This is a genomic window from Flavobacterium endoglycinae, from assembly GCF_017352115.1.
Lineage (GTDB): Bacteria > Bacteroidota > Bacteroidia > Flavobacteriales > Flavobacteriaceae > Flavobacterium > Flavobacterium endoglycinae.
Genome location: NZ_CP071448.1, coordinates 4,873,705 through 4,897,727 on the forward strand (window position 1 = coordinate 4,873,705; position 24,023 = coordinate 4,897,727).

Below are 24,023 nucleotides of genomic sequence, written 5' to 3' on the forward strand. Positions count from 1 at the left end.
CCCGCAGATCTAGCAGATTAAGCAGATTGTTTTAAATAGAATACCCAAAACAGCATGCTATGAAATATTTACAATTACTTTTTTTATGCTTTTACGTCTCTTTCGCGACAGCGCAAAACGTTACTATTGTTAGTGATGCCAATTCGCCAAGAGCAAAATTTGGAGCAGAAAAATTATCAGAAACACTTTCGGCAAAAGGCTTTACCGTTGCTTCTGCCGATAAATTAAAAAGTTCAAAAGATAAAGTAATTGTTATTGGAGAAAAAGGAACTGAATTTTGGAAAAAGAATGCGAAAAGCGCTAAAATCGATGATAGCAAATTAACCAAGAAAGAAGGTTTTTTAATTCGTACTCAAAAGAATATAATTTACATTGAAGGAACAGATGCGAGTGGTACTTTGTACGGAGCTTTAGAATTGGCGGATAGAATTAAAACTTCAGGTCAGCTTCCTTCAGAAATCAATATCGAAGACAGTCCAGAAATGGTGTTGCGCGGCGCTTGCATCGGAATGCAGAAACCCGTTTATCTTCCGGGGCGCGATGTTTACGAGTATCCGTATACGCCAGCAACTTTTCCTTGGTTTTATGATAAGGCACTTTGGATAAAATACTTAGACATGCTTGTAGACAATCGCATGAACTCTTTGTATTTATGGAACGGACACCCATTTGCTTCTTTAGTAAAATTGAAAGATTATCCGTTTGCAGTTGAGGTAAGCGACGAAGATTTCAAGAAGAACGAAGAAATCTATAAATTCCTGACCGTTGAAGCCAACAAAAGAGGAATCTGGGTCATTCAGATGTTTTATAATATTCTTGTTTCCAAACCTTTTGCAGAGCATTATAACATAAAAACTCAAGATCGTTCAAGACCAATCACGCCTTTGTTATCTGATTACACTAGAAAATCTATTGCAGCTTTCATCGAAAAATATCCAAATGTTGGTTTAATGGTTTGTTTGGGCGAAGCAATCAATACGGTTGATGATGATGTAGAATGGTTTACCAAAACGATTATTCCAGGGGTTCGAGACGGTTTACAAGCATTAGGAAAAACAGAAGAACCGCCAATTATCCTTCGTTCTCACGATACAGATGGACCTTTGGTTATGGAGAAATCGCTTCCATTATACAAAAACCTTTATACAGAAAGCAAATACACAGGAGAGTCTTTAACGACTTACACACCTGGCGGACCTTGGGGAGAAACGCACAAACAATTGAGCGCTTTGAAATCTATTCATATTGAAAACGTTCACATTTTGGCAAACTTAGAACCTTTTAGATACGGTTCTCCAGATTTTATCCAAAAAACAGTAAAAGCAATGCACAGCATACACGGAGCGAATGCATTACACTTATATCCGCAAGCTTCTTACTGGGATTGGCCTTATTCTGCCGATAAAACAAAATCGGGCGAACGTTTATTAGAAATGGATCGTGACTGGATTTGGTACAAAGCTTGGGCAAGATATGCTTGGGATAGCAAAAGAGATAGAAACCAAGAAGTTAAATTTTGGGATAAAGATTTAGCTGCGAAATTTGGAACAAGCCAAGAAGCAGCAAATAATATTTTAAAAGCGTATGAAGAAACAGGAGAAATTGCTCCAAAAACGCTAAGACGTTTCGGAATCACAGAAGGAAACAGACAGACTTTATTGTTAGGAATGTTCGAAAGCCAATTGGTGAATCCATCAAAATGGAGAGTATATCCAGGTTTCCACGAATCTTGCGGACCAGCGGGCGAATTGCTTTTAGAATATGCTAAAAAAGAATGGAACAAAGAACCACATTCTGGCGAACTTCCAACGCAGATTATTGATGAAATTACAGAACACGGAAGATTGGCTGTTGAAGCCATCGACAAAGCGGAACCAAGCGTAACGAAAGAAAAAGAAGAATTTGCACGTCTTAAAAATGACATGCATGCTTACAAGGCTTTCGCCGATTTCTTTTCAGAAAAAGTAAAAGCAGCGTTGTTGGTTTTAAGATACAGCTATTCAAATGATATTGCCGATTTAGACAAAGCAATTCCTCATTTAGAAAAAAGTTTAGAATATTACGAATTATTGGTGAAGTTAACGAAAGATACCTATTACTATGCCAACAGTATGCAAACAGCACAACGTAGAATTCCAATTGGAGGAGACGACGGGAACAACAAAACCTGGGCTGAATTATTACTGCATTACGAACGTGAATTGGCTAATTTCAAAAGAAATCTAGAGAAGCTTAAATCTTCAAAAGATGGAAAAGTAGAAAGCAAAGAAGGAAAACCTTGGAAAACAGCAGAAGTAACTTTTATCGATGAAAAACCGGGAAGTTATTTAGTTAAAACAGGAACAAAAGTGTACGGAACAGATATTTCTGAATTGACAAAAATAGCTCCAGAACTTCAAAACTTAAGAGGATATTCGTTTGTAGAAAACGATCAAAATGAAAAAGGAACGCATTTGAAGTTTAGAAATGCAAAAGCCGTTAAATTAGTGGTTGGATATTTCAATTCAGATCAAAAAAGATTTTTATTGCCTCCAAGTTTAGAAACCGATGCTGCAGGAAATGCTCACGGTCAAGCCGAAGTGATTCTGGCAAGTGCGATTAATTTAAAAGATTTGCCTCGTGTAAACATTCATACCTATACTTTCCAACCAGGAGAAAATAAATTAGACCTAGGAAAAGGAAAAGTATTGATTTTAGGTTTTATTGATGCAGACCAGAACATTACACCACGCGACGTTGGATACATAGATGCAGGAGAGAAAGCAGCAGTGGATTGGTTGTTTTATTAATCTGCTCTTGCAAGGTTTTCAAAATCTTGTAGGTATAAATAAAGTTTAGAATTAAAATAATAATTTGGGCGTGTCCCTCCGGGTCGGGCTTTCGGCTATATCTTTTATTCCGCTCCGCTGCATAAAAGGATACCGCCTCAATCCCTCACGCAATTCAACATAAAGTTAAACCTGACGGGTTTTCAAAACCCGTCAGGTTTAGAAATTATATAAACACAATTTTGTCATTCTGAGGAACGAGGGATCTTCACAAGAAACTCTACATAGTTTGTCATTTCGACCGAAGGGAGAAATCACACAAGAATTTCCGTTCAGAAATTCACCAACCTTTGTCGAGCTTCTAGTGTGATTTCTCCCTTCGGTCGAAATGACAAATATGGGTAAAATAAAAACTTAAACAACCTTATATAACTTATATGGTTTAAAAATATGAACAGAATAGTTTTTTTTATTTTTTGTTTTTTCACAAGTTTTTGCTCTGTTTGGAGTCAGGGCAAAAGTTCAGTTCGCAAAGAAATTTCGCTGAATTCATCTTGGGAGACCGTAATGTTGGATAATCTTCCGCTGAAAGAAGAAGATTTTGTAGAAAATCCAAAAACTGATTCCAATTGGCAGCAGGTTAGTGTGCCTCACAATTGGGATCAGTATTATGGTTTCAGGAGAACAAAACATGGAAATTTACACGGTACGGCATGGTACAAAAGAACCTTAAAATTTGACAGAACTACTGCAGGCAAAAGGCTCTTTTTGTTTTTTGAAGGCGTTAGTTCTTACGCCACAGTTTGGGTAAACGGAAAAAAAGTGGGCGAACACAAAGGTGGACGAACCACTTTTACGATTGATATTACTAAAGCAGTTTCTTTAGAAAAAGAAAATCAGATTCTATTAAAAGCATCGCATCCTTCTTTTATTGCTGATCTTCCTTGGGTTTGCGGAGGCTGTTCTGGCGAATGGGGATTCTCAGAAGGTTCTCAGCCAATGGGGATTTTCAGGCCAGTTTCTTTAGTGATTACAAACGATGTTAGAATCGAACCTTTTGGTGTTCATATCTGGAATGACAAATCGGTTTCCAAACAAAAGGCGATTTTGCTTACGACAGCAGAAATCAAAAACTACGGAACTTCAGACCGAAATCTAACCATTGAAAATGTTCTTTTTGATGCTTCAGGAAAAAAGGTGGTAAGCTCAAAAAGTACCCTTAAAAATACTTCAGGAGAAATAAAAACAGTTGCTCAGACTTTGCCAGAAATTCAAAACCCGAAATTGTGGTCACCGTCGAATCCGTATTTATATAAATTGGTAACTTCTGTTTTTGAGAATGGAAAAATAATCGACCAGTTAACAACACCTTATGGAATTCGATGGGTGAGTTGGCCAGTAAGTCGTGATGGAAAAGACAATCGTTTTCTCATAAATGACGAACCTGTTTTTATAAATGGTGTTTGCGAATACGAACATCAAATTGGAAATAGTCACGCTTTTTCAAACGAGCAGATTCATGCTAGAATCGAACAGATCAAAGCAGGCGGATTTAATGCTTTTAGAGAAGCGCACCAGCCTCATAATTTATTGTATCAAAAAGAATTAGACGAAAACGGAATCTTATTCTGGAGTCAGTTTTCGGCGCATATTTGGTACGATACGCCAGAATTCAAAGAAAATTTCAAAACCTTACTGCGCGAATGGGTTAAAGAACGCAGAAACAGCCCATCGGTTGTCATGTGGGGCTTGCAGAACGAAAGTACAATTCCAGCAGCATTTGCCCAAGAATGCACGCAGATTATCCGAGAAATGGATCCGTTATCGGCTTCACAAAGAATTGTAACGACTTGTAATGGAGGAGAAGGAACCGATTGGAATGTCGTTCAAAATTGGTCAGGAACGTATGGTGGAGATCCATTAAAATATCATTTGGAAATGACCACTCAGTTGTTAAATGGCGAATACGGAGCATGGCGTTCTGCCGATTTGCATACGGAAGGCGAATTCGATCAAAAAGGAATTTTAAGCGAAAACCGTTTTTCTCAGCTAATGGAAATTAAAGTCAGAGAAGCAGAATCGGTAAGAGATAAAATAGCAGGACAATTCAACTGGCTTTTTGCTTCGCACGAAAATCCGGGACGCGTTCAAAATGGTGAAGGATTTAGAGATATTGACAAAGTCGGACCCGTAAATTACAAAGGACTTTTTACGATTTGGGGCGAGCCTTTAGATGCATATTACATGTACCGCGCTAATTACGCTTCAAACAAAACCAATCCGATGGTGTATATCGTTTCGCACACTTGGCCAAGCCGTTGGGAGAAAGCGGGTATCAAAAGCGGAATCGATATTTACTCCAATTGCGACGAAGTTGAATTGTTTAATGATGTAAATAAAGTTTCACTTGGAAAATTGAAGAATCCCGGAATCGGAAAGCATTTTCAGTTTAACAATGTCAATATTCAGTATAATGTTTTATATGCAGTTGGATATGTAAACGGAAAAGCGGTTGCCAAAGATTATATCGTTTTGAATACGCTTCCGAAAGCTCCAAGTTTTGAATCTTTAACTCCTGATAAAAGCGATATTTTAAAAGCAAAAAGCGGTTTAAATTACATCTACAGAGTTAATTGCGGTGGTTCAGAATTCACAGATAGTAACGGAAATACTTGGCTAGCCGACACGCACAAAAGCGGACAAAATACTTGGGGATCTTTATCTTGGACCGATAATTTTGAGAAGCTTCCTGACTTTTTTGCAAGCCAAAGAAGCAGTTTTGATCCTGTTAACGGTACAAAAGATCAAGCTTTATTTCAGAATTTCAGATACGGAGTTGATAAATTGCGTTACGAATTTCCAGCGCCAGATGGAGAATATGTAATCGAATTGTATTTCACAGAACCGTGGTACGGAACAGGCGGAGGTTTAGACTGCAAAGGCTGGCGTTTGTTTGATGTTGCCATTAATGACAATATAGTTTTAAAAGATTTTGATATTTGGGCAGAAGCTGGACATGATACTGCGTTAAAAAAGACTTTTAAAGTTAAAAGCACTGGCGGAAAAATTAAAATTTCGTTTCCAAACGTAAAAGCAGGGCAAGCCATAATTTCAGCAATTGCAATTGGTACAAAAGATTATCACGCGAGACCAGCTCAAGAATCGCCAAGAAATATTCAGAATGTAAGTTTAGAGGCTAAAGACTTTAAAATCGGTTCTTGGCTGGATATTAATTCGAAGCAATTCTTAAACTCAGAAGTTATTTTTACCGAATTGCCTTCGGAAGTTTTTGGTGGCGATTATTTACAGTTTTCTACCGATTCAAAAGTTTCAGGTTCGTTTACAGCAAAGGAAGAATCGATTATTTATGTTTTAGTTGATGATAAAATAAAGGCATTAAAAGGACTTTCAGATTATAAAAAGATAGAAGAAAAAGCGAAAAATAGCAACGGAACTTCTTTTGATGTTTTTACTAAAAAAGTAAGCAAAGGCGAGAAAGTTCTTTTTGATAATGGGGAAACAATTTCAACAATTGTCGTTGTTCCAACGTACGATATGGGCGAAAAAGACGATTCAAGACCAGTGGTAATCATCGAAGCAGAAAAAACAAAAACAACGGGAACTGGAATCGAAAAAGGAAATTTCAAAAAAGCGGATTATGTGGAGTTTACTAAAAAGACAAACAACAGCATCGAGTTTGAAGTAAAACCAGGTGTTGCAGGAATTTATTTAATGCGTTTCCGCTTTATGAATCGAAATGAAACGCCGATGAAAGTGAAATTCAAAATGGAAGATGCATACGGAATTCTAATGCGAAACGACACGATTGAATTTTTCCCTTCACCAGAAAAATGGAAAGTTTTGAACACGACATCTGGAGGTTATATCAATGCGGGAACGTATAAAATTACTTTGGAAGGAGATGATTTGAAAGGGTTGCTGTTGGATAGTTTTGAGTTTCAATAATTTGTTTTGCCACAAAGGCACAAAGGCGCAAAGTGACATAGGTTCAAAGGTTTTCATTGTAGAGACGCACTGCAGTGCGTCTAAAATGTAGTATGAACATTTAGATCTCAAGGTTAAAGAAATAAAATGATAATCTCGCAAAGACGCAGAGTCGCTAAGGAAATGAAACCATATAAGTGTATAAGTTCAATTAAGCCAAACTTAAATTTTCTTATATCACTTATATGGTTAAGAAAAAAGACTCTGCGACTTTGCGAGAGAAAAAATAAAAATATGTTAAAAAAAATTACACTTGCATTATTGTTTTCGGTATCAATTTTTGCACAAAAACAAGCTAGAATTGTCGAAGACTTCAACAAAAACTGGAACTTCAAGTTAGGAGATTATCCAGAAGCTGTAAATGCTAATTTCAACGTATCAGATTGGAGAATGCTTCAATTGCCGCATGATTGGAGCATTGAAGGCGCTTTTGATAAAGAGGCTAAGACCAAACAAGCGCAAGGATTTTTACCTGCAGGTAAAGGCTGGTATCGAAAAGTTTTTACAATTCCTGCCAATTGGAAAAGTAAAACAATTTCAATTGAATTTGATGGTGTTTTTAAAAATAGCGAAGTATTTATAAACGGGAAATCATTAGGAATGCGTCCAAATGGCTATATTTCTTTTGGTTATGATTTATCTCCATATTTAAATTATGGACAGACCAATACTATTGCAGTTAAGGTAGACAACGATGCTCAACCTAATTCAAGATGGTATACGGGTTCTGGAATTTACAGGAATGTGAGATTGGTGGCGAGCGAAAAATTGCATGTAGCGAAGTGGGGAACTTTTGTAACTACACCTGAAGTTTCTTCAGCTCAAGCGAAAGTGCATTTTGAAGTTACGATTGATAATGATAATGCTTCTGCAAAAGAATTTAAATTGGTTACTTCGATTGTAGACGATAAAAATGTAGAAGTTGCCAAGATGACTTCTACAGAAAAAATAGGAGCAAAAACATCAGAAAAAAAGATTCATGATTTAGAAGTAAAACAGCCAAGATTATGGAATACCGAAAATCCGTATTTGTATAAAGTCATTACAAAAGTGTACGAGAAATCGAAATTAGTTGACAATTACGAAACTCCGCTTGGATTTAGATATTTTAATTTTGATTCGGAAAAAGGATTTTCATTAAACGGTGTTCCGACTAAAATTAAAGGCGTTTGCCTGCATCATGATAATGGCGCGTTAGGAGCTGTAGAAAATATTCACGCCGTAAGGAGAAAACTAACGCTGATGAAAGAAATGGGAGCAAATGCAATTAGAATGTCGCACAACCCTCATTCTTTAGAAATGATGCAATTGTGTGACGAAATGGGATTTATCGTTCAGGACGAAGCTTTTGACGTGTGGAAAAAGAAAAAAGTAACCAACGATTACCATAAAGATTGGGATGCGTGGCACAAACAGGATTTAGAAGATTTTATCAAAAGAGACCGCAATCATCCGTCGGTTATGATGTGGAGTATCGGAAACGAAATTAGAGAACAGTTTGACAGCACAGGAATTGCCATTACGAGAGAGTTGGCCAAAATTGTAAAATCGTTAGATACGACTCGTCCCGTAACTTCTGCTTTGACAGAAAATGTTATTGAGAAAAACTTCATTTATCAGTCAGGAGCTTTAGATCTTTTGGGATTCAATTACAAACATGAAGATTATAAAGATTTTCCAACTAAATTTAAAGGGCAAAAAATACTAGCATCAGAAAGTGTTTCGGCATTAGAAACGCGTGGACATTATGATCAATCGGATGTTATTAAAGCTTGGCCAACCAAACACGGTGCTCCATTTGATGGAAATGCAGATTGGACAGTTTCGGCTTACGATCAGGTGAAATCGTACTGGGGCGCCACGCACGAAGAAAACTGGAAAACCATTAAAAGTCAGGATTTCATGGCGGGAACTTTTATCTGGACAGGATTTGATTATATCGGAGAACCAGATCCATATCCGTTTCCTGCAAGAAGTTCGTATTTCGGAATTGTAGATCTGGCCGGACTTCCAAAAGATGTGTATTATATGTACCAAAGCGAATGGTCGAATAAAACCGTTCTGCATATTTTACCGCATTGGAACTGGAAAAAAGATCAGGAAATCAATGTTTGGGCGTATTACAACAATACAGATGAAGTAGAATTATTCTTAAACGGAAAATCATTATGTAAAAAATCTAAGCAAAAGGATGATTTGCATATTTCATGGAAAGTGAAATTCGAACCAGGAACATTAAAAGCGGTTTCTAGAAAGAATGGAAAAGTAGTATTAGAAAAAGAAATTCGCACGGCAGGAGAAGCTGCTAAATTGGATTTAAAAGCAGATAAAACTACCATCAAAAATGATACTTACGATTTGGTTTATGTAACAGTTTCGATGCTCGATAAAGACGGAAACCTAGTTCCAAACGCAATGGATTTAGTCAACTTTGAAGTGACGGGCGGAGGAAAGTTAGTTGGAGTTGATAATGGTTATCAAGCCAATTTGGAATCGTTTAAAGCCAATTCTTGTAAGCTTTTTAACGGAAAATGTATTGCGATTATTCAATCAAATGGAAAGAAAGAAAAGATTCAGTTGAAAGCGACGGCAGGAAATTTACAAGCTTCTGTTATTGAAGTAAAAGTGCAGTAGTTTTTGCTCGCAAAGTCGCGAAGACGCAAAGTTTTTTGAACCATATAAGTTATTTAAGTAATTTTAAGTTTTGGCATAATTAAACTTAAATAACTTATATGGTTTAATTTTTATATAATCTTTGTGCCTTTGCGACTTTGCGAGATTTTTTTAATATGCTTTGAAGTATTATTTGTGTTTTTTTGTAAAATTAAACTTATATTAGCCAAAATAATATTTTAAAAGCCGTAAAATGATTTGTACCATTTATTCGCATCATTTAGGATTAGAAAAAATCAAAGAAATTTTTCTTTCGCATGTTCCTAAGGGAGTTTTTTCTTCTAATGGTGAGAACCTCGAATTTGAAGTGAAAGGCGGAATATTAAGTCCGTCTAAAAGAGTTACGATATTCTACAGAGAAAGAGCCGTTCCTTCTTATCAAATTCCACAAATAGATGATTCTGAATTAACAGCCAATTTAAAAGGTTTATATGGATTTGTTGATTCACTGCCAACTGAAAATGAAAAGGTAAAAGGGCTTTTTCTGCATAAAATACAAACACTGAATTCTGAATTTTCAATTCGTGAAGACAAAGGAGAAATTAAAGAATTAAATGTCATAATAGCTGATTTGGCAAAAGAATTTGATGCCGTTTTATTTGTGCAGCCGAATACGATTATTAGTAAATCTGAAACCCAGCATTTTCTAGATAAAGATTTGAATCTAATTATTGATACAGAAGGTAAATGTGAAATTGAAGATTTAGAAGTTCATATCAATTCGGAGTATTTTGATAATGATCAAACGGAATTAGACGAAGAGCAAATAGAAAGAAAAGCCAAGAATGAAGAAATTCTGGAAAGAGAAAATATAAAAATCAACAGACATCTGCCTTGTATTGAATCTGAAGCAGAAACTACAATTCGATCAGCAAAAGAAATTGCAGAAAGAGTAAGTGTTTTGGCTGTTACAAATTTGGTTGCTTTCAATAGTATTTCGCCTGAAGAAGCAATTGATTATTTACAGAATTATAAACTTTGGGAATTGGTAACAGAAGGCGAAAAAGAGTTTTTAACAAATCCAACGGAAGACAAAAAAATGTACGAAACTTGGAAATGCGAAGGCATTTGGACTTTAATGTGGGCTTTGAAAAAAGTCGATACGCTTGATTTCCCAAATGAATTTTGTAATCTAGAAAACATTAGTGCTGAAAATTATCCTGTTGCAAAAGATAAAGATCCTTTTGAATTTATAAATGCTGTGAATGAAGTTCGATCTAAAAAAGAAATTTTAGATGCAGCCGATTTGTATTACAGATACAATTGGGCCTGCGTAGACGAAAGAATCAAAGGGAGACAAATAGAAAACATCAATCCGGGAATTGTGTACGAAAGACAATATGCGCTCAATTGGCTCATTCATTACATGGATCAGGATTGGGATGATGTTACTTGTGATACTTAAATTTGTTGTTGGTTGTTAGTTGTTGGTTGTTAGTTGTTAGTTATTGGTTATTATTACTATCAAACTCATAATTCATAACTCATAACCCATAACTCATAACCCATAACCCATAACCCATAACCCATAACCCATAATTCATAACCCATAACTCATTAACCCATAACTTAATTTACAACTTATACGAGAAATTTTTCGATTTAATGATTTTTCCTTTATCGGTAATCATTATGCAGCTGTAATCGCGGAATTTTTGGAGTAAAAGTAATCCTTCTTTTTGTCCTAAAACCATGATAGATGTGCTTAATCCGTTAGCAGTTTCGGCATTGGGTCCGAAGACGGTAACGCTGCATAAACCAGTTGCGGGATAACCAGTTGCTGGGTTGATAATGTGTGAATATCGTTTTCCGTTAAAAACAACAAATTTCTCATAACTGCCAGAAGTCGTTACAGCACCTTCTTTTAAAGGAATAGCAGTTAAAAGTTTTTCGGGATGAAATGGATTTGTAATTCCGATTTTCCAATCTTTTCCATTAGGCTGTTTTCCCCAAGTGCTCATATCGCCTGAACCATTTATAATGCCAGCTTGTACGCCTTTTTCAATCATCATGGCGCGGCATTTATCAGTTGCATAACCTTCGCCTAAAGCACCAAATCCAATTTTCATGCCTTTTAATTTCAGGAAGATAATCGACTGTACACTATCTAGAATAATATTTTGATAACCGACTTTTTCCACTGATTTTTTTATGGCTTCCGCCGAAGGCATTTCGGTCATAGAGCCGTCAAATTTCCAGATTTTGTCCATTGCTGCAAAGCTTATGTCGAATCCGCCGTTTGTAATCTCCGAAAGTTTAATGGCTCTTTGTGTCAATTGAAAAACTTCTCGATCTACTTTGACGGGTTGAATTCCAGCATTTTGATTGACTTTTGAAACCTGAGAATCTGGTTTCCAGTCGGAGATTAGATTTTCAATTCGAGTGATTTCGGCTATGACACTATCAATGTTTTGTACTGCCGAAAGCGAATCTTTATCAACAATGCTGATATCGAAACGTCCGCCCATTAATAGCGTTGTCTTTTTTCGCAAAACCTGAGCATTTGTTACAAAACAACAGATTAAAGTAAATAGAAATAAGAATCTATTCATAACAATTAATAATCTAAATTCAATCTAAAATCAACAATCTAAAATCAACAATCTGCAATCTAAAATCTTTTAATAGCAGTCACTTAAGATCTGACCATTGTTTTTATAATCAGAAATACTTTTAAGACCATTTTCTTTGCATAAAATATCTAGAACGTTTTCAACATCTTTTTGCATGGCAAGCGAACCACAGATCATGATAACACCGTTTTTCTTTAATAAATCCATGAAAAAAGAAGTATCTCTTTTAATCAGATCCATTACATAAATCTGTTTAGCTTCACGCGATAAAGCGACGTGAAATTGATCCAGATGCTGTTTTTGTTTCATCACTTTGGCAAACTTTTTATACGCCAGAAGTGTGGGTGTTTCCATTCTGAAACCACTGTAAAGATGTATTTCCTGTTGTGCTTTATTTTGTTCGATCATTCCGAGGAAAGGAGCAATTCCTGTTCCGTTAGAAATAAAAGCAACTTTTGGAGCTTTCTTTGGCAGATAAAAAGCAGGATTTTTCAAAATTCGGGCTTTAATAACATCGCCGGGCTCAAGATTATTTAAATATCCAGAACCAAATCCGTTTGGATGTAGTTTTACAACCAATTGTACATTACCAGAATGATTTCCAATAGAGTAGAGGCGTTCTCTTGTATCGTTTGCCGGATAAATAGCTAATAAATCGCCAGAAATAAATTTAGTTCTAGAATTGGCTCTTAAAGTCAGAATAAAAGTATGTTCAGTTTCAGAAATTGGAGTTTTGTCTAAAACCATCAGTTTCTGACGGCCTTTCGGAACATGATTGTATAAAGAGGGTGTATTGGCCAGCGAAATTCCAGTTTTGGTACTCCACAATTTTACCCATTCTACAAATTCAGAAGCTGATTTGTCATTTACAGTTTGTAAATCCAAATAACGCTCTGCCCAAGGCTGTTTTTCAAGAAGCTGATCGATTTCAATGGCAAATCCGCAGAAATCAGGATACGATTTAGAACCAAAACCTACAACCGAGAAATTGATTTTCTGCTTTTGGTTTTGTTTTTCTACTAGAGTTTCAAATTTATTTCCATTAGAAGGTGCATCACCTAAACCGTGCGTCGATGTAAAAACGATGATATGTTCTGCTTTTGGATATACCGAAAAACGATTTAATTCGGTTATAAACGCTTTATGTCCTTGACTGATTAATTGCTTCTGAATTGCATTAGCAAACCTGAAAGTACTTCCGTTTTCAGAACCTGTTAAAAGAATAAAAGTACTTTCGCTGGCTTTGAATTTATTTTTAATTCGGCTAGATCTTCTTTTTAAAGTAATGGCAAAACCTGAGTAAATAAAGAATAGAATATTGAAACTGGCAATTGCCAGAATTATAGCCCAGATTCCGTTAATTCTTCCGGTATGAAGATCAAGACTCAAATCGGCAAACTGAATCGTCATAGGTGAAAGCTTTTCTGAAATTACAGCTCCAGTAACCTGATTGACTTCAATTTCACGATCTTTCAGTTCAATGATGTAATATTCTTCAGGATCGTCCGTAAAAGGGAATTCGATTTTTTTAACGTCTGATAATAAAGTAGTTTTAAATACAGAAGTTGTTTTGGCTTTCGCCGAAAGTTCTGTATTTACAGGTTTTGCTTTTTCATCACCCATAAAGAAATTAAATCTTTCCAGCGACAAATACGTTCCTGTTAAGGCAATAATAAAAATAGGAATCAAAGCAAGCCTTCCTAAAACAACATGGTAATATTGCGCAAAATATTCTTTGATTACTTTAGAAAAGAAATTTCGGATGCCGCGCTGTCTTTTTAAAACCAGTACAAAACCCGAAATTGATATTAGTAATAAACAAAATGAAATAACACCCACAAAAAAACGTCCCGTTTCGTGAAGAAATAACGAACGGTGAAGTCCTGTAACCCATTTAATGAATTCGGTTTTCTTTACTGGAGTTCCAAGTGTTTTTCCTGTTTTTGGATTGATGTACGCATTTACATCATTTCCATTAGCATCAATTGCTTTTAGCGTTACAAATTGATTATAATCAATGCTTAGTTCTGTAATTTCTGGATACGCTTTTTTTAGAATTGGCAGGGTTTCTCCCAGTGTTATTTTATCAAAATCAGGTGCTTTGTACGGAAGTGTTTTTTCCTGAACTGCATCGACCGCCAGAATAATTCCGGTTACCGAAGCCAAAAGCAAAAAAAGTGAAGAAAATAAAGCCAGAGCTAAATGTGCGTAACGCCAGAAAGAAAGAGTCATTGAGTGTATTCTAGAAATGTAATCGTATTATATTTTGTTTAATCGTACGTATTTAATGTACCCTTTTCCATCTGTTTTTTCTGCAAGACCTTCTGTAGTAAGCGGAATTTCAAGATCGCTTACATAATATTTTTGATCTTCTACCGCAGATTCAAAACGTAGTTTGTATCCTTTATTAATTTTAGAATTTTCAATTTCGATAGTCGTTACGCTGCGGTCTCCGCCAGTTACAGAAGCGCCTGTTTTAGCGCTGATATCATCTGATTTTTGAGCCGAATGAAATTTATTCCATTCTTTTAATGATTTGTACCATTTTTTATCATCGCCCATTACATACAGCGTTTTCTCGTATTCGCCATTTGCATTCACTAAAGAAACTACAATATAGGCGCCTTCTCCCATATAATTGTTCATTTGCAGCATGCATTTGTATTTGCTAGATTGTGCGTTAGTCTGGAAAGAAAGTAAAAAGATAAAAGCGCTTGCAAGAGCAATTTTTAATATTGATTTCATTGTAAATAATATATAAGTTAAGGTTTAAAGTTGTGAGATATAAAGATTACTTATGTCTCAAAACTGATTAACTTGAAGTTCCAAAAATAAGTTTGGATTTCGGAATTTCAAATATGGTTGTATTAATAATTTGTTTTATTTTAAAAACTCGACAGAGATATTGCTTTTAGTAAGCACTTCATTTTCTTTTGCTAAAGCATAAGCGCTTTCATCAAATTCTGTTGTTACGTCTTTTTTAGCACCTGCTTCAATAAGATATTTTAAAACCGAATCGTCTTTGGCAATCATAGCAGCTCTGTGCAAGGCTGTTAATCCATCTTTGTTTTTAGCGTTGATATCTACTTTTAAATCCGTGATTTTTTTAAGAAGCGAAACATCATTTTTAGTAATTGCTAAATGATACAAAGTGTTTCCGTCTTTTTGTGCTGCGGCTAAGTTTAAACCTTTGTCCTGAAGTAATTTTGCTTTTGCTTCAAAAGGATCAACAGTTTCCTTTTCTCTTCCTGCCGGACGGTAAGATTGTACTAAATAAACGCCCAAGTTGTTTCCGTCTTTGTCTTTTACATTTACATCAGCGCCTTTTGTTAAAAGTAAGTTTACAGCTTCTGGAGTTCCGTATCGTACGGCAAAGGTCAAAGCAGATTCTCCTTTTGAATTTTGAGCATTGATATTTTTTGCTGTTGGAAGAAAAAGCTCTAAGGCAGCCGTTTCTTTTGCTGATGATGCAGACATTACAGGTGTATTTCCTTCTTTATCAGCTTTATTTACATCAACACCTTTCGCTAAAAAGTATTTAATGATTTCATTCTGATTTGGTTTTCCAGCTAAAATGTGCAATACATTTTGTCCTGCTTTGTTCTGGGCAGTTGGCTTTATTTTTACTTCTTCAACCAAATATTTATACGTTTCGATTGGATTTGTTTCTCTTCGGCTTCCTTGTGCCGCGATTAAAAGAGCGGTATCGGTTGGTTTGATCCCTTTCTCGATAAGTTTCTTCAAAAGTGCAATATTTCCAGATCTTGCAGCGTATGTAAAAGCGGTGTTTCCTTCATTATCAACGTCTTTTAGAGACATTCCTTTTGTTGTAAAATATTCTGCGGCTTTTAAATCTTTATCAGAAGCAATAGCTAAAAGCAATAAGTTGGCACCGTTTGCATATTTTTTCTTTGGATCAACACCCGCTTTAAAGAAAGCATCGTACATCGCTGGATTTGACTGTCCGTTTGAAGCGGCAAAATCAGCTGGAGTAGTTCCGTGGCTGTCTTCAAAATTAACATCAGAACCTTTATTTATAAGGTATTCAACTAATTCAGTATTTCCTCTGTAAGCGGCCCAGTGCAAATAAATACGATTATCGTGTGTTAATTTAGTAATGGTATTTCCCGGCTGGTCTAATAAAAATTTGATAGTAGTAAAAGGTGCATCGTTGTTGATTGCCAGAGTGGTAACATCAAATGCATTGGGATTGGCTTCGGCTGGATTGTTTCCTTTTGCAATTTCAGCTTTTACTTTTTCTACATCAGGTGTAGTTTTCCAGAAAGACTGCTCTAAAAGTGAATTTTTCTGTTGTGCATTAACCAATGAAATAGCAGCAAATGCTAAAGAAATAAAAAGATTTTTTTTCATATTTCGGTATGTTGTTATTCGGAATCAATTCCAAAAAATTATGAATGAGAATATATCTATTTAGAATAAATCAAAATAAAGGCAAATGTAAAGATTAATCTTTTTAAAGCAAGTTTTATTGCTGGTAAAAGTTGAATTCTGATGCGATTTAATTCTATTTTAATTTAAAATATGCTTTTGCGTTTTGGATTTTATTCTATTTTGATAAAAAACAAGCGCTTAGATAATTGTTGTTGGTTTTAGTTTAACGCGTACAACTTTTTTTCTTTTTGATTTTAAGCATATTACGAAATTATAATTTATAACTATTTGTAAATTAGTGTTTTATTGTAAATTCGATTTTCCATATAATTTAAAATACATGTTTTTTTAGCTAATAGTCGAGCAGCTTTTTAAGTAGAATTTGACGTTTTAAAAAGGGTAAAATGGGTCTGAAAAAGATCAATTTTTAAATGCTGCTGTTGATAACTGTTTTTTGCTTCTTGTTTTTTTTCTTGTAATTTTTGTTGACAAATCTATTTAGATCTAGTATAAATAACTGATAATTCGACGACTACGCAAAATTATGCAGCTGTTAATAAATTGTATTTTTAATGTTTTTTGATGCTTACTTTTACTGTTGATAATTGTTCGGTTTTTTAACACCAAAAGATAGCCTGATCGAGATTGAGGGGTTAATTTTGTAGGTATAGAAATCGCAGTTATCCTTCCCCAAAATCCTGTTGTTTTCTATTTCTCATAGTCACCATTTAATACTATATATTATGTCTATATTTGATAAAAGAGTCAATTATAAACCTTTTGAGTACCCAGAGGTTTTACAATTTACAGAAGCCATAAATAAAGCGTATTGGGTTCATACCGAAGTAGATTTTACTGCTGATACTCAGGATTTTCATGCTCATCTATCGGTAGCTGAAAAAACGGCTGTTAAAAACAGTTTATTGGCGATCGCACAAATTGAAGTTGCTGTTAAGAGTTTTTGGGGAAACATTTACGAGCACTTTCCAAAACCGGAATTTAACGGATTAGGAACTACTTTTGCAGAATGTGAGTTCAGACATTCTGAAGCGTATTCGCGCCTTTTGGAAGTATTAGGTTATAATGATGAATTTGAAAAACTTCTTGACGTTCCTGTGATTCGCAGACGTGTTGATTATCTTTCAAATGTTTTAAAAGACACTCGTTCTCAGGACAATCGTAAATATATGGTTTCGCTGATTTTATTCAGTATTCTTATAGAAAACGTTTCTTTATTCAGCCAGTTTGCCATTTTATTATCTTTTACAAGATTTAAAGGCTACATGAAAAATGTGAGCAATATTATTGCGTGGACTTCAATTGATGAGCAGATTCATGCTAACGGCGGTATTTATATTATTAATAAAATCAGAGAAGAATTCCCAGAATATTTTGATGATGCTACGCTAAACCTTATCAGAGAAACGGTTAAAGATTCGATCGCAGTCGAATCAGACATATTAGACTGGATATTTGAAGAAGGTGAAATTGAAAGTATTAAAAAAGGTGATCTTGTTAATTTTATGAAATTTAGAATTGATGAGAGTTTGAAACAAATTAATATTCCAATCATTTTTGATGTTCCTGCAGAAGACTACAAAGCGCTTGCTTGGTTTGAAGAAGAAGTTTTTGCCAACAGTTTGGATGATTTCTTTGCAAAACGACCAGTAGAATATACCAAACACGATAAGAGTATAACGGCAAACGACCTTTTCTAAAAAGCAGACAATATATTATGAATACAACAGATACAAATGAAGTAAACAGTATTTCGCAGGAAAGCGGAAACAAAATGTGGTGGAAGAACTCTGAAAGTGAACAGATTTTAAATCGAGGTTATCTTTTGAAAGGTGAAACTGTTGAAGGTGCAATTGACAGAATTTGTACAGCAGCAGCCAGAAGATTATACAAACCCGAATTAAAAGAGTCATTTGTAGAAATGATCGAACGCGGATGGATGAGTATCAGTTCTCCGGTTTGGGCAAATATGGGAACCGAAAGAGGTTTGCCGATTTCTTGTTTTAACGTACACGTTCCAGATAAAATTGAAGGAATTACACATAAATTAGGTGAAGTGATTATGCAGACCAAAATTGGAGGTGGAACTTCTGGTTATTTTGGTGAATTGCGTGAACGCGGAAGCGCCGTAACCGATAATGGAAAAAGCAGCGGATCAGTAAGTTTTATGAGACTTTTTGATACGGCAATGGACACTATTTCTCAAGGCGGTGTTCGTCGTGGTGCATTTGCAGCGTATTTGGATATTGACCACCCAGATATTGAGGAATTTTTGAAAATTAAAAGCATTGGAAATCCAATCCAAAATTTGTTTACCGGAATTTGTGTACCCGATTATTGGATGCAGGAAATGATTGACGGTGATGGTGATAAAAGACAAATCTGGGCAAAAGTTCTGGAAAGCCGTCAGCAGAAAGGACTTCCTTATATCTTTTTCAGCGATAACGTAAATAAAAATAAACCTCAGGTTTACAAAGATCAAAACTTGAGAATCAATGCAAGTAACTTGTGCAGTGAGATTATGCTTCCGTCAACAAATGACGAATCGTTTATCTGCTGTCTTTCATCAATGAACCTTGAACTTTATGATGAATGGAAAGATACTGAAGCAGTAAAACTAGCAATCTTTTTCCTTGACGCTGTATTACAGGAATTTATCGAAAAAACAGAAGGGGATTATTATCTTTCTGGTGCTAATAAATTTGCTAAAAGACACCGTGCATTAGGTTTAGGAGTTTTAGGATGGCATTCGTATTTGCAGAAAAACATGATTCCATTTGAAGGAATGCAGGCTAAAATGAAAACCACCGAAATATTCAAACATATTAGTGAAAAAGCCGATAAAGCCACTCAGGAATTAGCCAGAATTTATGGCGAACCTGAATTGTTAAAAGGATACGGAAGACGTAATACAACTACAATGGCAATTGCGCCTACAACATCATCTTCGGCGATTTTAGGACAGACTTCTCCAGGAATTGAACCTTTTAGCAGTAATTATTACAAAGCGGGTTTAAGTAAAGGTAATTTCATGCGTAAGAATAAATACTTAACAAAATTACTGGAAGAAAAAGGTCTGGATAATGAAGAAGTTTGGAGAGGTATTATGTTGAACGGAGGAAGTGTACAGCACATGACCCAATTGACTCAGGAAGAAAAAGATGTTTTTAAAACGTTTAAAGAAATCAGTCAGTTAGAAATTGTACAGCAGGCCGCTATTCGTCAGAAGTTTGTAGATCAAGGACAGAGTTTAAATCTTAATATTCCGGCAGAACTTCCAATTAAAGAAGTAAACCGTTTAATGATTGAAGCGTGGCAATTGGGAGTAAAAAGTTTGTATTACCAAAGAAGCCAAAGTGTTTCGAAAGAATTGGTTACAAGTCTGGTTACTTGCAGCAGCTGTGAGTCTTAACAAAATACAATAGAAAAGGTTCAATGTAAATTGAACCTTTTTTATATTTATATAATTTTTGAAATGATGGATTTACATGAAATAGAAAATATTGAAAAATTGATTTCTGAGTATTATGAAATGACCTTTAATAATGACGAAGAAGATTATATATACAATAAACAGCTTAAAAATAAATTAAAAGCTGTTATTATTAATTCAAAAAGCAACAATGTAATTGACAAGGCACTTGATGTATTAGCTGAATCTACTGGATGTGCTGAAGATCTTCAAATTGCAGAAGATATTTTGAATGAACTATTTGAAAATAAAGTTATCGATAAAAATCAATTTGACACTTTTTATAAGAACGTAGGAACCAATAGATGGTCATAATGCATAAAATATTTTTTATGATACTTTCGATTTCAATCTACTTAAAGTTTCCTGCGAAATATTGATATAAGAGGCGACAATCTTATTGGGAAGTCGTTTTACAATGGCAGGATTTATTTTTAATAATTGATTGTAACGTTCCAAAGCATCCATTGTGGTAAACGACATTAAACGATTGGCATTGTTTACATACGCTTTTTCCAGATAATTGCTGTAAAACTCACGCCATTGCGGAATAATTTTCATTAAATGATTAAAATCTTCATGAGAAATCGCCAGTAATTCTGATTGTTCAACAACCTGAATATTTTCGGCGGCAGGCATTTTGGTAATAAAACTAACCAAAGCAGTTGCCAGCTGATTTTCGAAGGCAATATATCGGGTTACATCTTTTCCTTCTTCATTAATAAAAAAGATGCGCAGACAGCCTTTAGCAACAAAAAAAGTTTCATGACTAATTTGTCCCTGAGCCAGTAAAATATCGTTTTTATTTTTCTTAATGGGTTTGAAATAGGAGAGGATGGTTTCTAAATTTTCATCAGAAACATCAATGCTTTTTCGAATATAATGACCGAGTTGTTCGTATATCATTTACTTGTAATCTCTAACGAATCTGCGGTAATAAATAATATCTTCAATAGATAAAACCACAAGATCATGTTGTTGTGCAAAGCTAACGATTTTGTCCAGTTTTGCCATACTGCCGTCTTCGTTCATTAATTCGCATAGAACGGCTTCGGGTTGTAAACCGGCGAGTTTCATTAAATCAACGCTTCCTTCAGTATGTCCGTTTCTTTCAAGCACGCCGTTGTCTTTTGCACGCAGCGGAAAAATATGCCCGGGTCTGGCTAAATCTTCAGGTTTTGCATTTGTGGCAATAGCAGTTTTAATGGTTGTAATCCTGTCTTTTGCAGAAACTCCTGTTGTAACGCCTTTTCTAGCTTCTATTGTAATGGTAAAAGGAGTTTGAAAACTACTGGTATTTTCTTTTACCATATAAGGAAGTTCCAGTTCGCTGGCTTTTTCATTGGTTAAACACAAACATACAATTCCGCTGCATTCACGGATCATTAAAGCCATATCGGGAACATTTATGTGCTGGGCAGAAAATATAAGATCACCTTCATTTTCTCGGTTTTCGTCATCGGTTAGTATAATTCCTTTTCCGTTTTTAAGTTGTTTCAAAGCGTTTTCAACACGTTCTTTGGAAGTGATTCCAAATTTCACTAACGGATTTAATTCTGTACTTATCATGGATATTTATTTTGAACTTTTTAAAAATTATCGAGCTTCAAAAGTACAGTTGTCAAGAATGTAAAAGTTTGATATAAGTCAATAAAATCAAGAGGTATTTTTTTAATGATATTTTAATTTAATTCTCATAAAATAGTAATTTAGTGCCCGTAAATAATCTCCGAAACTTATAAATACTGAACTCATAAATGGAAAATATCACCGTAATTATCATGTTGCTTTTTGGCGTAGCTTTTTTAAGTTTAATCAGCAAACGATATAATTTTCCAATACCTATTGTTTTGGTAATGTGCGGAGTAATCATTAGTGTGGTTCCAGGACTTCCTGTTGTAGCGTTGAGTCCGGAAATTGTTTTTATCATTTTTTTACCGCCGCTTTTATATCATGCAGCGTGGCATACCAGCTGGTCTGAATTTAAGCAAACCATTCGCCCGATAACTTTAGCAGCCGTTGGTTTAGTATTTTTTACAACTGGATTAGTGGCTGTAGTTGCACATTGGCTGATAGATGATATTTCTTGGCCGTTAGCTTTTTTACTTGGTGCTATTGTTTCGCCTCCCGATGCGGTTTCGGCAACAGCTATTACAAAAGGTTTAGGGCTTCATCCACGATTAATAGCTATTTTGGAAGGCGAAAGTTTGGTAAACGATGCAAGTGGTCTTGTGGCGTATAAATATGCGCTTACAGCAATTACAGCTGGAAATTTCGTTTTATGGCAGGCCGGATTAAATTTCGTTTTGATGTCGGTTTTAGGAATCGCAGTGGGATTGGCTGTTGGTTTTATTATGTATTACATTCACAAAAGATTTGTTTGCGATGATATTATCGAAGTAACGCTTACGTTATTAACGCCTTTTGCTTCTTATTTAATTGCAGAACATTTTCACGGTTCTGGGGTTTTAGCGGTTGTGGCAACAGGACTTTTTCTGGCAGCAAGATCTGGTACTATTTTTTCTCACGAAAGCCGAATTATGACCAATACCATTTGGGATGTTTTAAATAATATTCTCAACGGTTTGATTTTTATTTTAATAGGTCTTCAGTTAAGACAGATTATTGAAGGCATCAGTAATTACTCGGGAAATTCATTGTTTATCTGGGGTTCTGTGATTAGTATTGTGGTGATTGTGGTTCGTTTTTTATGGGTGATTCCAGCGACAATTATTCCGAGAATGCTGAGCAGAAAAATCCGTGAAAAAGAAGAATTTGATTATCGCAATATGATTATTTTCGGATGGTCTGGAATGCGTGGTGTAGTTTCGATGGCCGCGGCTCTGGCACTTCCGTTAATGCTGAATAAAACCGAAGAATTTCCACTTCGTAATTTGATAATTTATCTAGTTTTCTGTGTAATTCTTTCGACTTTAGTGATTCAAGGGCTTACACTTCCGTGGATGATTAAAAAGCTAAAAGTGCAGCCGTATTCGATTTTAGCAGAAGAATATAATATTCGTAATATGATTGTTTCGGAAACCATTACGCATATTGAAGATAATTTTTCTTTGCTGGATGATGAATTGCTTCACAACATTAAAAGTAAATATGAAGTAAAATTTAATCGTTTGCAAAAGACGGAACTTCCTGCTAATTTCTTCGGAAATGGAAAAGTATTGGGCGGACAGATTTTTAATGAATTTACCAAACTGCAGATTGATCTTTTGAATGTTGAAAGAGGAAAATTGGAAGCAATGCACAAAGCGGGTTCAGTCAATGAAGAAGTCTTTCGCAAAATAGAAAAAGAACTCGACCTTGAAGAAACCCGACTTTGGATGGAAATGTATGAAGAATAACATTTTAAATCATTTGTAAGTGAGGTCTAACCTGTATGCTTACAATGTCGCAGCGTTTGTGCTGTGACAGGCAGAAAGCAACGCTCATGGCGATATCTTCTGCTTTTAACATTTCCATTTTTTTGATTTTTTCTTTTTGTACTTCTTTAGGATCCTGCTGCATGTCGCTGGTTACTGCTCCGGGTTCTATAAGAGTTACTTTTATTCCAAGTGCATTGATTCCTTTTCGAAGAGATGTGCTGAAACCTCTTGTTGCGGTTTTGGTAGCGACATAAATGGGACTTCTTTTTTCTTTTGATTCTGCGCTCATAGAACCTATATTAATGATATGTCCAGATTTTTGGATGGTCATTCTATCAACCGCTTCTCTGGCGAAAGCCATATATCCTAGCACATTTGTTTCTAAAATATATTTCCATTCATCGTAGTTTCCATCGGTAATGCTCTCGGCGCCCAATGCGGCGTTATTGATTAGAATATCAACACCTCCAAATAAATGATCAGCTCTTTCCCAAATCATACGAATATCTTCTTTGTTGGTTACATCGGCAGAAATACCGTAAATTTCTCCAGATGATGATTTGCTTTTGATGTCGTGCATAGCGTTGTTTAAATCATTTTCATTTCTTCCGAAAATAAGAACACGACCTCCTAGAGACACTAATAAATCAGCAATGGCTTTTCCAATTCCTGTTGTACCACCAGTTACGATTATGCGTTTTTGTGCAATATTTTGACTAAAGTAGTTTGATAAAATTTCCAT

The 24,023-nt window shown here is 35.3% G+C and carries 15 protein-coding genes; 8 read left to right on the forward strand and 7 right to left on the reverse strand.

Annotated elements, in window-relative coordinates; all coding sequences use genetic code 11:
• Positions 1 to 59: 59 nt before the first annotated feature.
• The 4 genes from J0383_RS21100 (at position 60) to J0383_RS21115 (ending at position 10,851) form a co-directional block, all read left to right on the forward strand.
• Positions 60 to 2,789: an alpha-d-galacturonidase gene (locus tag J0383_RS21100; RefSeq protein ID WP_207295922.1), complete on the forward strand. Its 2,730-nt coding sequence runs from the start codon at positions 60 to 62 to the stop codon at positions 2,787 to 2,789.
• A 429-nt stretch (positions 2,790 to 3,218) separates the two neighbouring features.
• The gene (locus J0383_RS21105; RefSeq protein WP_207295923.1) at positions 3,219 to 6,734 is read left to right on the forward strand and encodes a malectin domain-containing carbohydrate-binding protein; all 3,516 of its coding nucleotides are present in this window, start codon (positions 3,219 to 3,221) and stop codon (positions 6,732 to 6,734) included.
• 273 nt (positions 6,735 to 7,007) lie between these two features.
• Positions 7,008 to 9,407 carry a sugar-binding domain-containing protein gene (locus tag J0383_RS21110; RefSeq protein ID WP_207295924.1) on the forward strand — a complete coding sequence of 800 codons (2,400 nt, stop codon included), beginning with the start codon at positions 7,008 to 7,010 and terminating at the stop codon, positions 9,405 to 9,407.
• Positions 9,408 to 9,639: 232 nt separating this feature from the next.
• A complete protein-coding gene (locus J0383_RS21115; protein ID WP_207295925.1) occupies positions 9,640 to 10,851 on the forward strand; it encodes a DUF4272 domain-containing protein in 1,212 nt (403 codons plus the stop codon).
• A 169-nt stretch (positions 10,852 to 11,020) separates the two neighbouring features.
• Here J0383_RS21115 and J0383_RS21120 read toward each other — a convergent pair whose 3' ends face one another.
• The 4 genes from J0383_RS21120 to J0383_RS21135 form a co-directional block, all read right to left on the reverse strand.
• Positions 11,021 to 11,998 (reverse strand): FAD:protein FMN transferase, encoded by a 978-nt coding sequence (locus tag J0383_RS21120; protein WP_207295926.1) that lies wholly within the window; start codon positions 11,996 to 11,998, stop codon positions 11,021 to 11,023.
• Positions 11,999 to 12,067: 69 nt separating this feature from the next.
• Complete coding sequence (locus J0383_RS21125; protein ID WP_207295927.1) at positions 12,068 to 14,251, reverse strand: PepSY domain-containing protein; 2,184 nt, start codon at positions 14,249 to 14,251, stop codon at positions 12,068 to 12,070.
• 27 nt (positions 14,252 to 14,278) lie between these two features.
• Positions 14,279 to 14,764: a DUF2271 domain-containing protein gene (locus J0383_RS21130; RefSeq protein WP_207295928.1), complete on the reverse strand. Its 486-nt coding sequence runs from the start codon at positions 14,762 to 14,764 to the stop codon at positions 14,279 to 14,281.
• A gap of 135 nt (positions 14,765 to 14,899) precedes the next feature.
• On the reverse strand, positions 14,900 to 16,390 hold the full coding sequence (locus J0383_RS21135; protein ID WP_207295929.1) for an ankyrin repeat domain-containing protein: 1,491 nt from the start codon (positions 16,388 to 16,390) through the stop codon (positions 14,900 to 14,902).
• A 764-nt stretch (positions 16,391 to 17,154) separates the two neighbouring features.
• Between J0383_RS21135 and J0383_RS21140 the strand changes: the two genes are divergently transcribed.
• The 3 genes from J0383_RS21140 to J0383_RS21150 all read left to right on the forward strand — a co-directional run bounded on the left by J0383_RS21140 (position 17,155) and on the right by J0383_RS21150 (position 20,216).
• Positions 17,155 to 18,129, forward strand: a complete 975-nt coding sequence (locus J0383_RS21140; protein WP_207295930.1) for a ribonucleotide-diphosphate reductase subunit beta — start codon at positions 17,155 to 17,157, stop codon at positions 18,127 to 18,129.
• A gap of 17 nt (positions 18,130 to 18,146) precedes the next feature.
• Positions 18,147 to 19,841 (forward strand): ribonucleoside-diphosphate reductase subunit alpha, encoded by a 1,695-nt coding sequence (locus tag J0383_RS21145; RefSeq protein WP_207295931.1) that lies wholly within the window; start codon positions 18,147 to 18,149, stop codon positions 19,839 to 19,841.
• A 63-nt stretch (positions 19,842 to 19,904) separates the two neighbouring features.
• Positions 19,905 to 20,216: a hypothetical protein gene (locus tag J0383_RS21150; RefSeq protein WP_207295932.1), complete on the forward strand. Its 312-nt coding sequence runs from the start codon at positions 19,905 to 19,907 to the stop codon at positions 20,214 to 20,216.
• A 15-nt stretch (positions 20,217 to 20,231) separates the two neighbouring features.
• Here J0383_RS21150 and J0383_RS21155 read toward each other — a convergent pair whose 3' ends face one another.
• Positions 20,232 to 20,807 (reverse strand): Crp/Fnr family transcriptional regulator, encoded by a 576-nt coding sequence (locus tag J0383_RS21155; protein WP_207295933.1) that lies wholly within the window; start codon positions 20,805 to 20,807, stop codon positions 20,232 to 20,234.
• Positions 20,808 to 21,470 (reverse strand): 3,4-dihydroxy-2-butanone-4-phosphate synthase, encoded by a 663-nt coding sequence (gene ribB, locus J0383_RS21160; protein ID WP_207295934.1) that lies wholly within the window; start codon positions 21,468 to 21,470, stop codon positions 20,808 to 20,810. It abuts the gene before it with no gap.
• A gap of 188 nt (positions 21,471 to 21,658) precedes the next feature.
• Here ribB and J0383_RS21165 point away from each other — a divergent pair, with 188 nt between their 5' ends.
• The gene (locus tag J0383_RS21165) at positions 21,659 to 23,260 is read left to right on the forward strand and encodes a Na+/H+ antiporter (protein WP_207295935.1); all 1,602 of its coding nucleotides are present in this window, start codon (positions 21,659 to 21,661) and stop codon (positions 23,258 to 23,260) included.
• 4 nt (positions 23,261 to 23,264) lie between these two features.
• Here J0383_RS21165 and J0383_RS21170 read toward each other — a convergent pair whose 3' ends face one another.
• Complete coding sequence (locus J0383_RS21170; RefSeq protein ID WP_207295936.1) at positions 23,265 to 24,023, reverse strand: SDR family oxidoreductase; 759 nt, start codon at positions 24,021 to 24,023, stop codon at positions 23,265 to 23,267.

What these genes read in the sequence shown, in the direction of transcription:
- J0383_RS21100 (WP_207295922.1), top strand. Translation starts at nt 60, where the DNA reads ATGAAATATTTACAATTACTTTTTTTATGCTTTTACGTCTCTTTCGCG.
- J0383_RS21105 (WP_207295923.1), top strand. Translation starts at nt 3,219, where the DNA reads ATGAACAGAATAGTTTTTTTTATTTTTTGTTTTTTCACAAGTTTTTGC.
- J0383_RS21110 (WP_207295924.1), top strand. Translation starts at nt 7,008, where the DNA reads ATGTTAAAAAAAATTACACTTGCATTATTGTTTTCGGTATCAATTTTT.
- J0383_RS21115 (WP_207295925.1), top strand. Translation starts at nt 9,640, where the DNA reads ATGATTTGTACCATTTATTCGCATCATTTAGGATTAGAAAAAATCAAA.
- J0383_RS21120 (WP_207295926.1), bottom strand. Translation starts at nt 11,998, where the DNA reads ATGAATAGATTCTTATTTCTATTTACTTTAATCTGTTGTTTTGTAACA.
- J0383_RS21125 (WP_207295927.1), bottom strand. Translation starts at nt 14,251, where the DNA reads ATGACTCTTTCTTTCTGGCGTTACGCACATTTAGCTCTGGCTTTATTT.
- J0383_RS21130 (WP_207295928.1), bottom strand. Translation starts at nt 14,764, where the DNA reads ATGAAATCAATATTAAAAATTGCTCTTGCAAGCGCTTTTATCTTTTTA.
- J0383_RS21135 (WP_207295929.1), bottom strand. Translation starts at nt 16,390, where the DNA reads ATGAAAAAAAATCTTTTTATTTCTTTAGCATTTGCTGCTATTTCATTG.
- J0383_RS21140 (WP_207295930.1), top strand. Translation starts at nt 17,155, where the DNA reads ATGTCTATATTTGATAAAAGAGTCAATTATAAACCTTTTGAGTACCCA.
- J0383_RS21145 (WP_207295931.1), top strand. Translation starts at nt 18,147, where the DNA reads ATGAATACAACAGATACAAATGAAGTAAACAGTATTTCGCAGGAAAGC.
- J0383_RS21150 (WP_207295932.1), top strand. Translation starts at nt 19,905, where the DNA reads ATGATGGATTTACATGAAATAGAAAATATTGAAAAATTGATTTCTGAG.
- J0383_RS21155 (WP_207295933.1), bottom strand. Translation starts at nt 20,807, where the DNA reads ATGATATACGAACAACTCGGTCATTATATTCGAAAAAGCATTGATGTT.
- ribB (WP_207295934.1), bottom strand. Translation starts at nt 21,470, where the DNA reads ATGATAAGTACAGAATTAAATCCGTTAGTGAAATTTGGAATCACTTCC.
- J0383_RS21165 (WP_207295935.1), top strand. Translation starts at nt 21,659, where the DNA reads ATGGAAAATATCACCGTAATTATCATGTTGCTTTTTGGCGTAGCTTTT.
- J0383_RS21170 (WP_207295936.1), bottom strand. Translation starts at nt 24,023, where the DNA reads ATGGAAATTTTATCAAACTACTTTAGTCAAAATATTGCACAAAAACGC.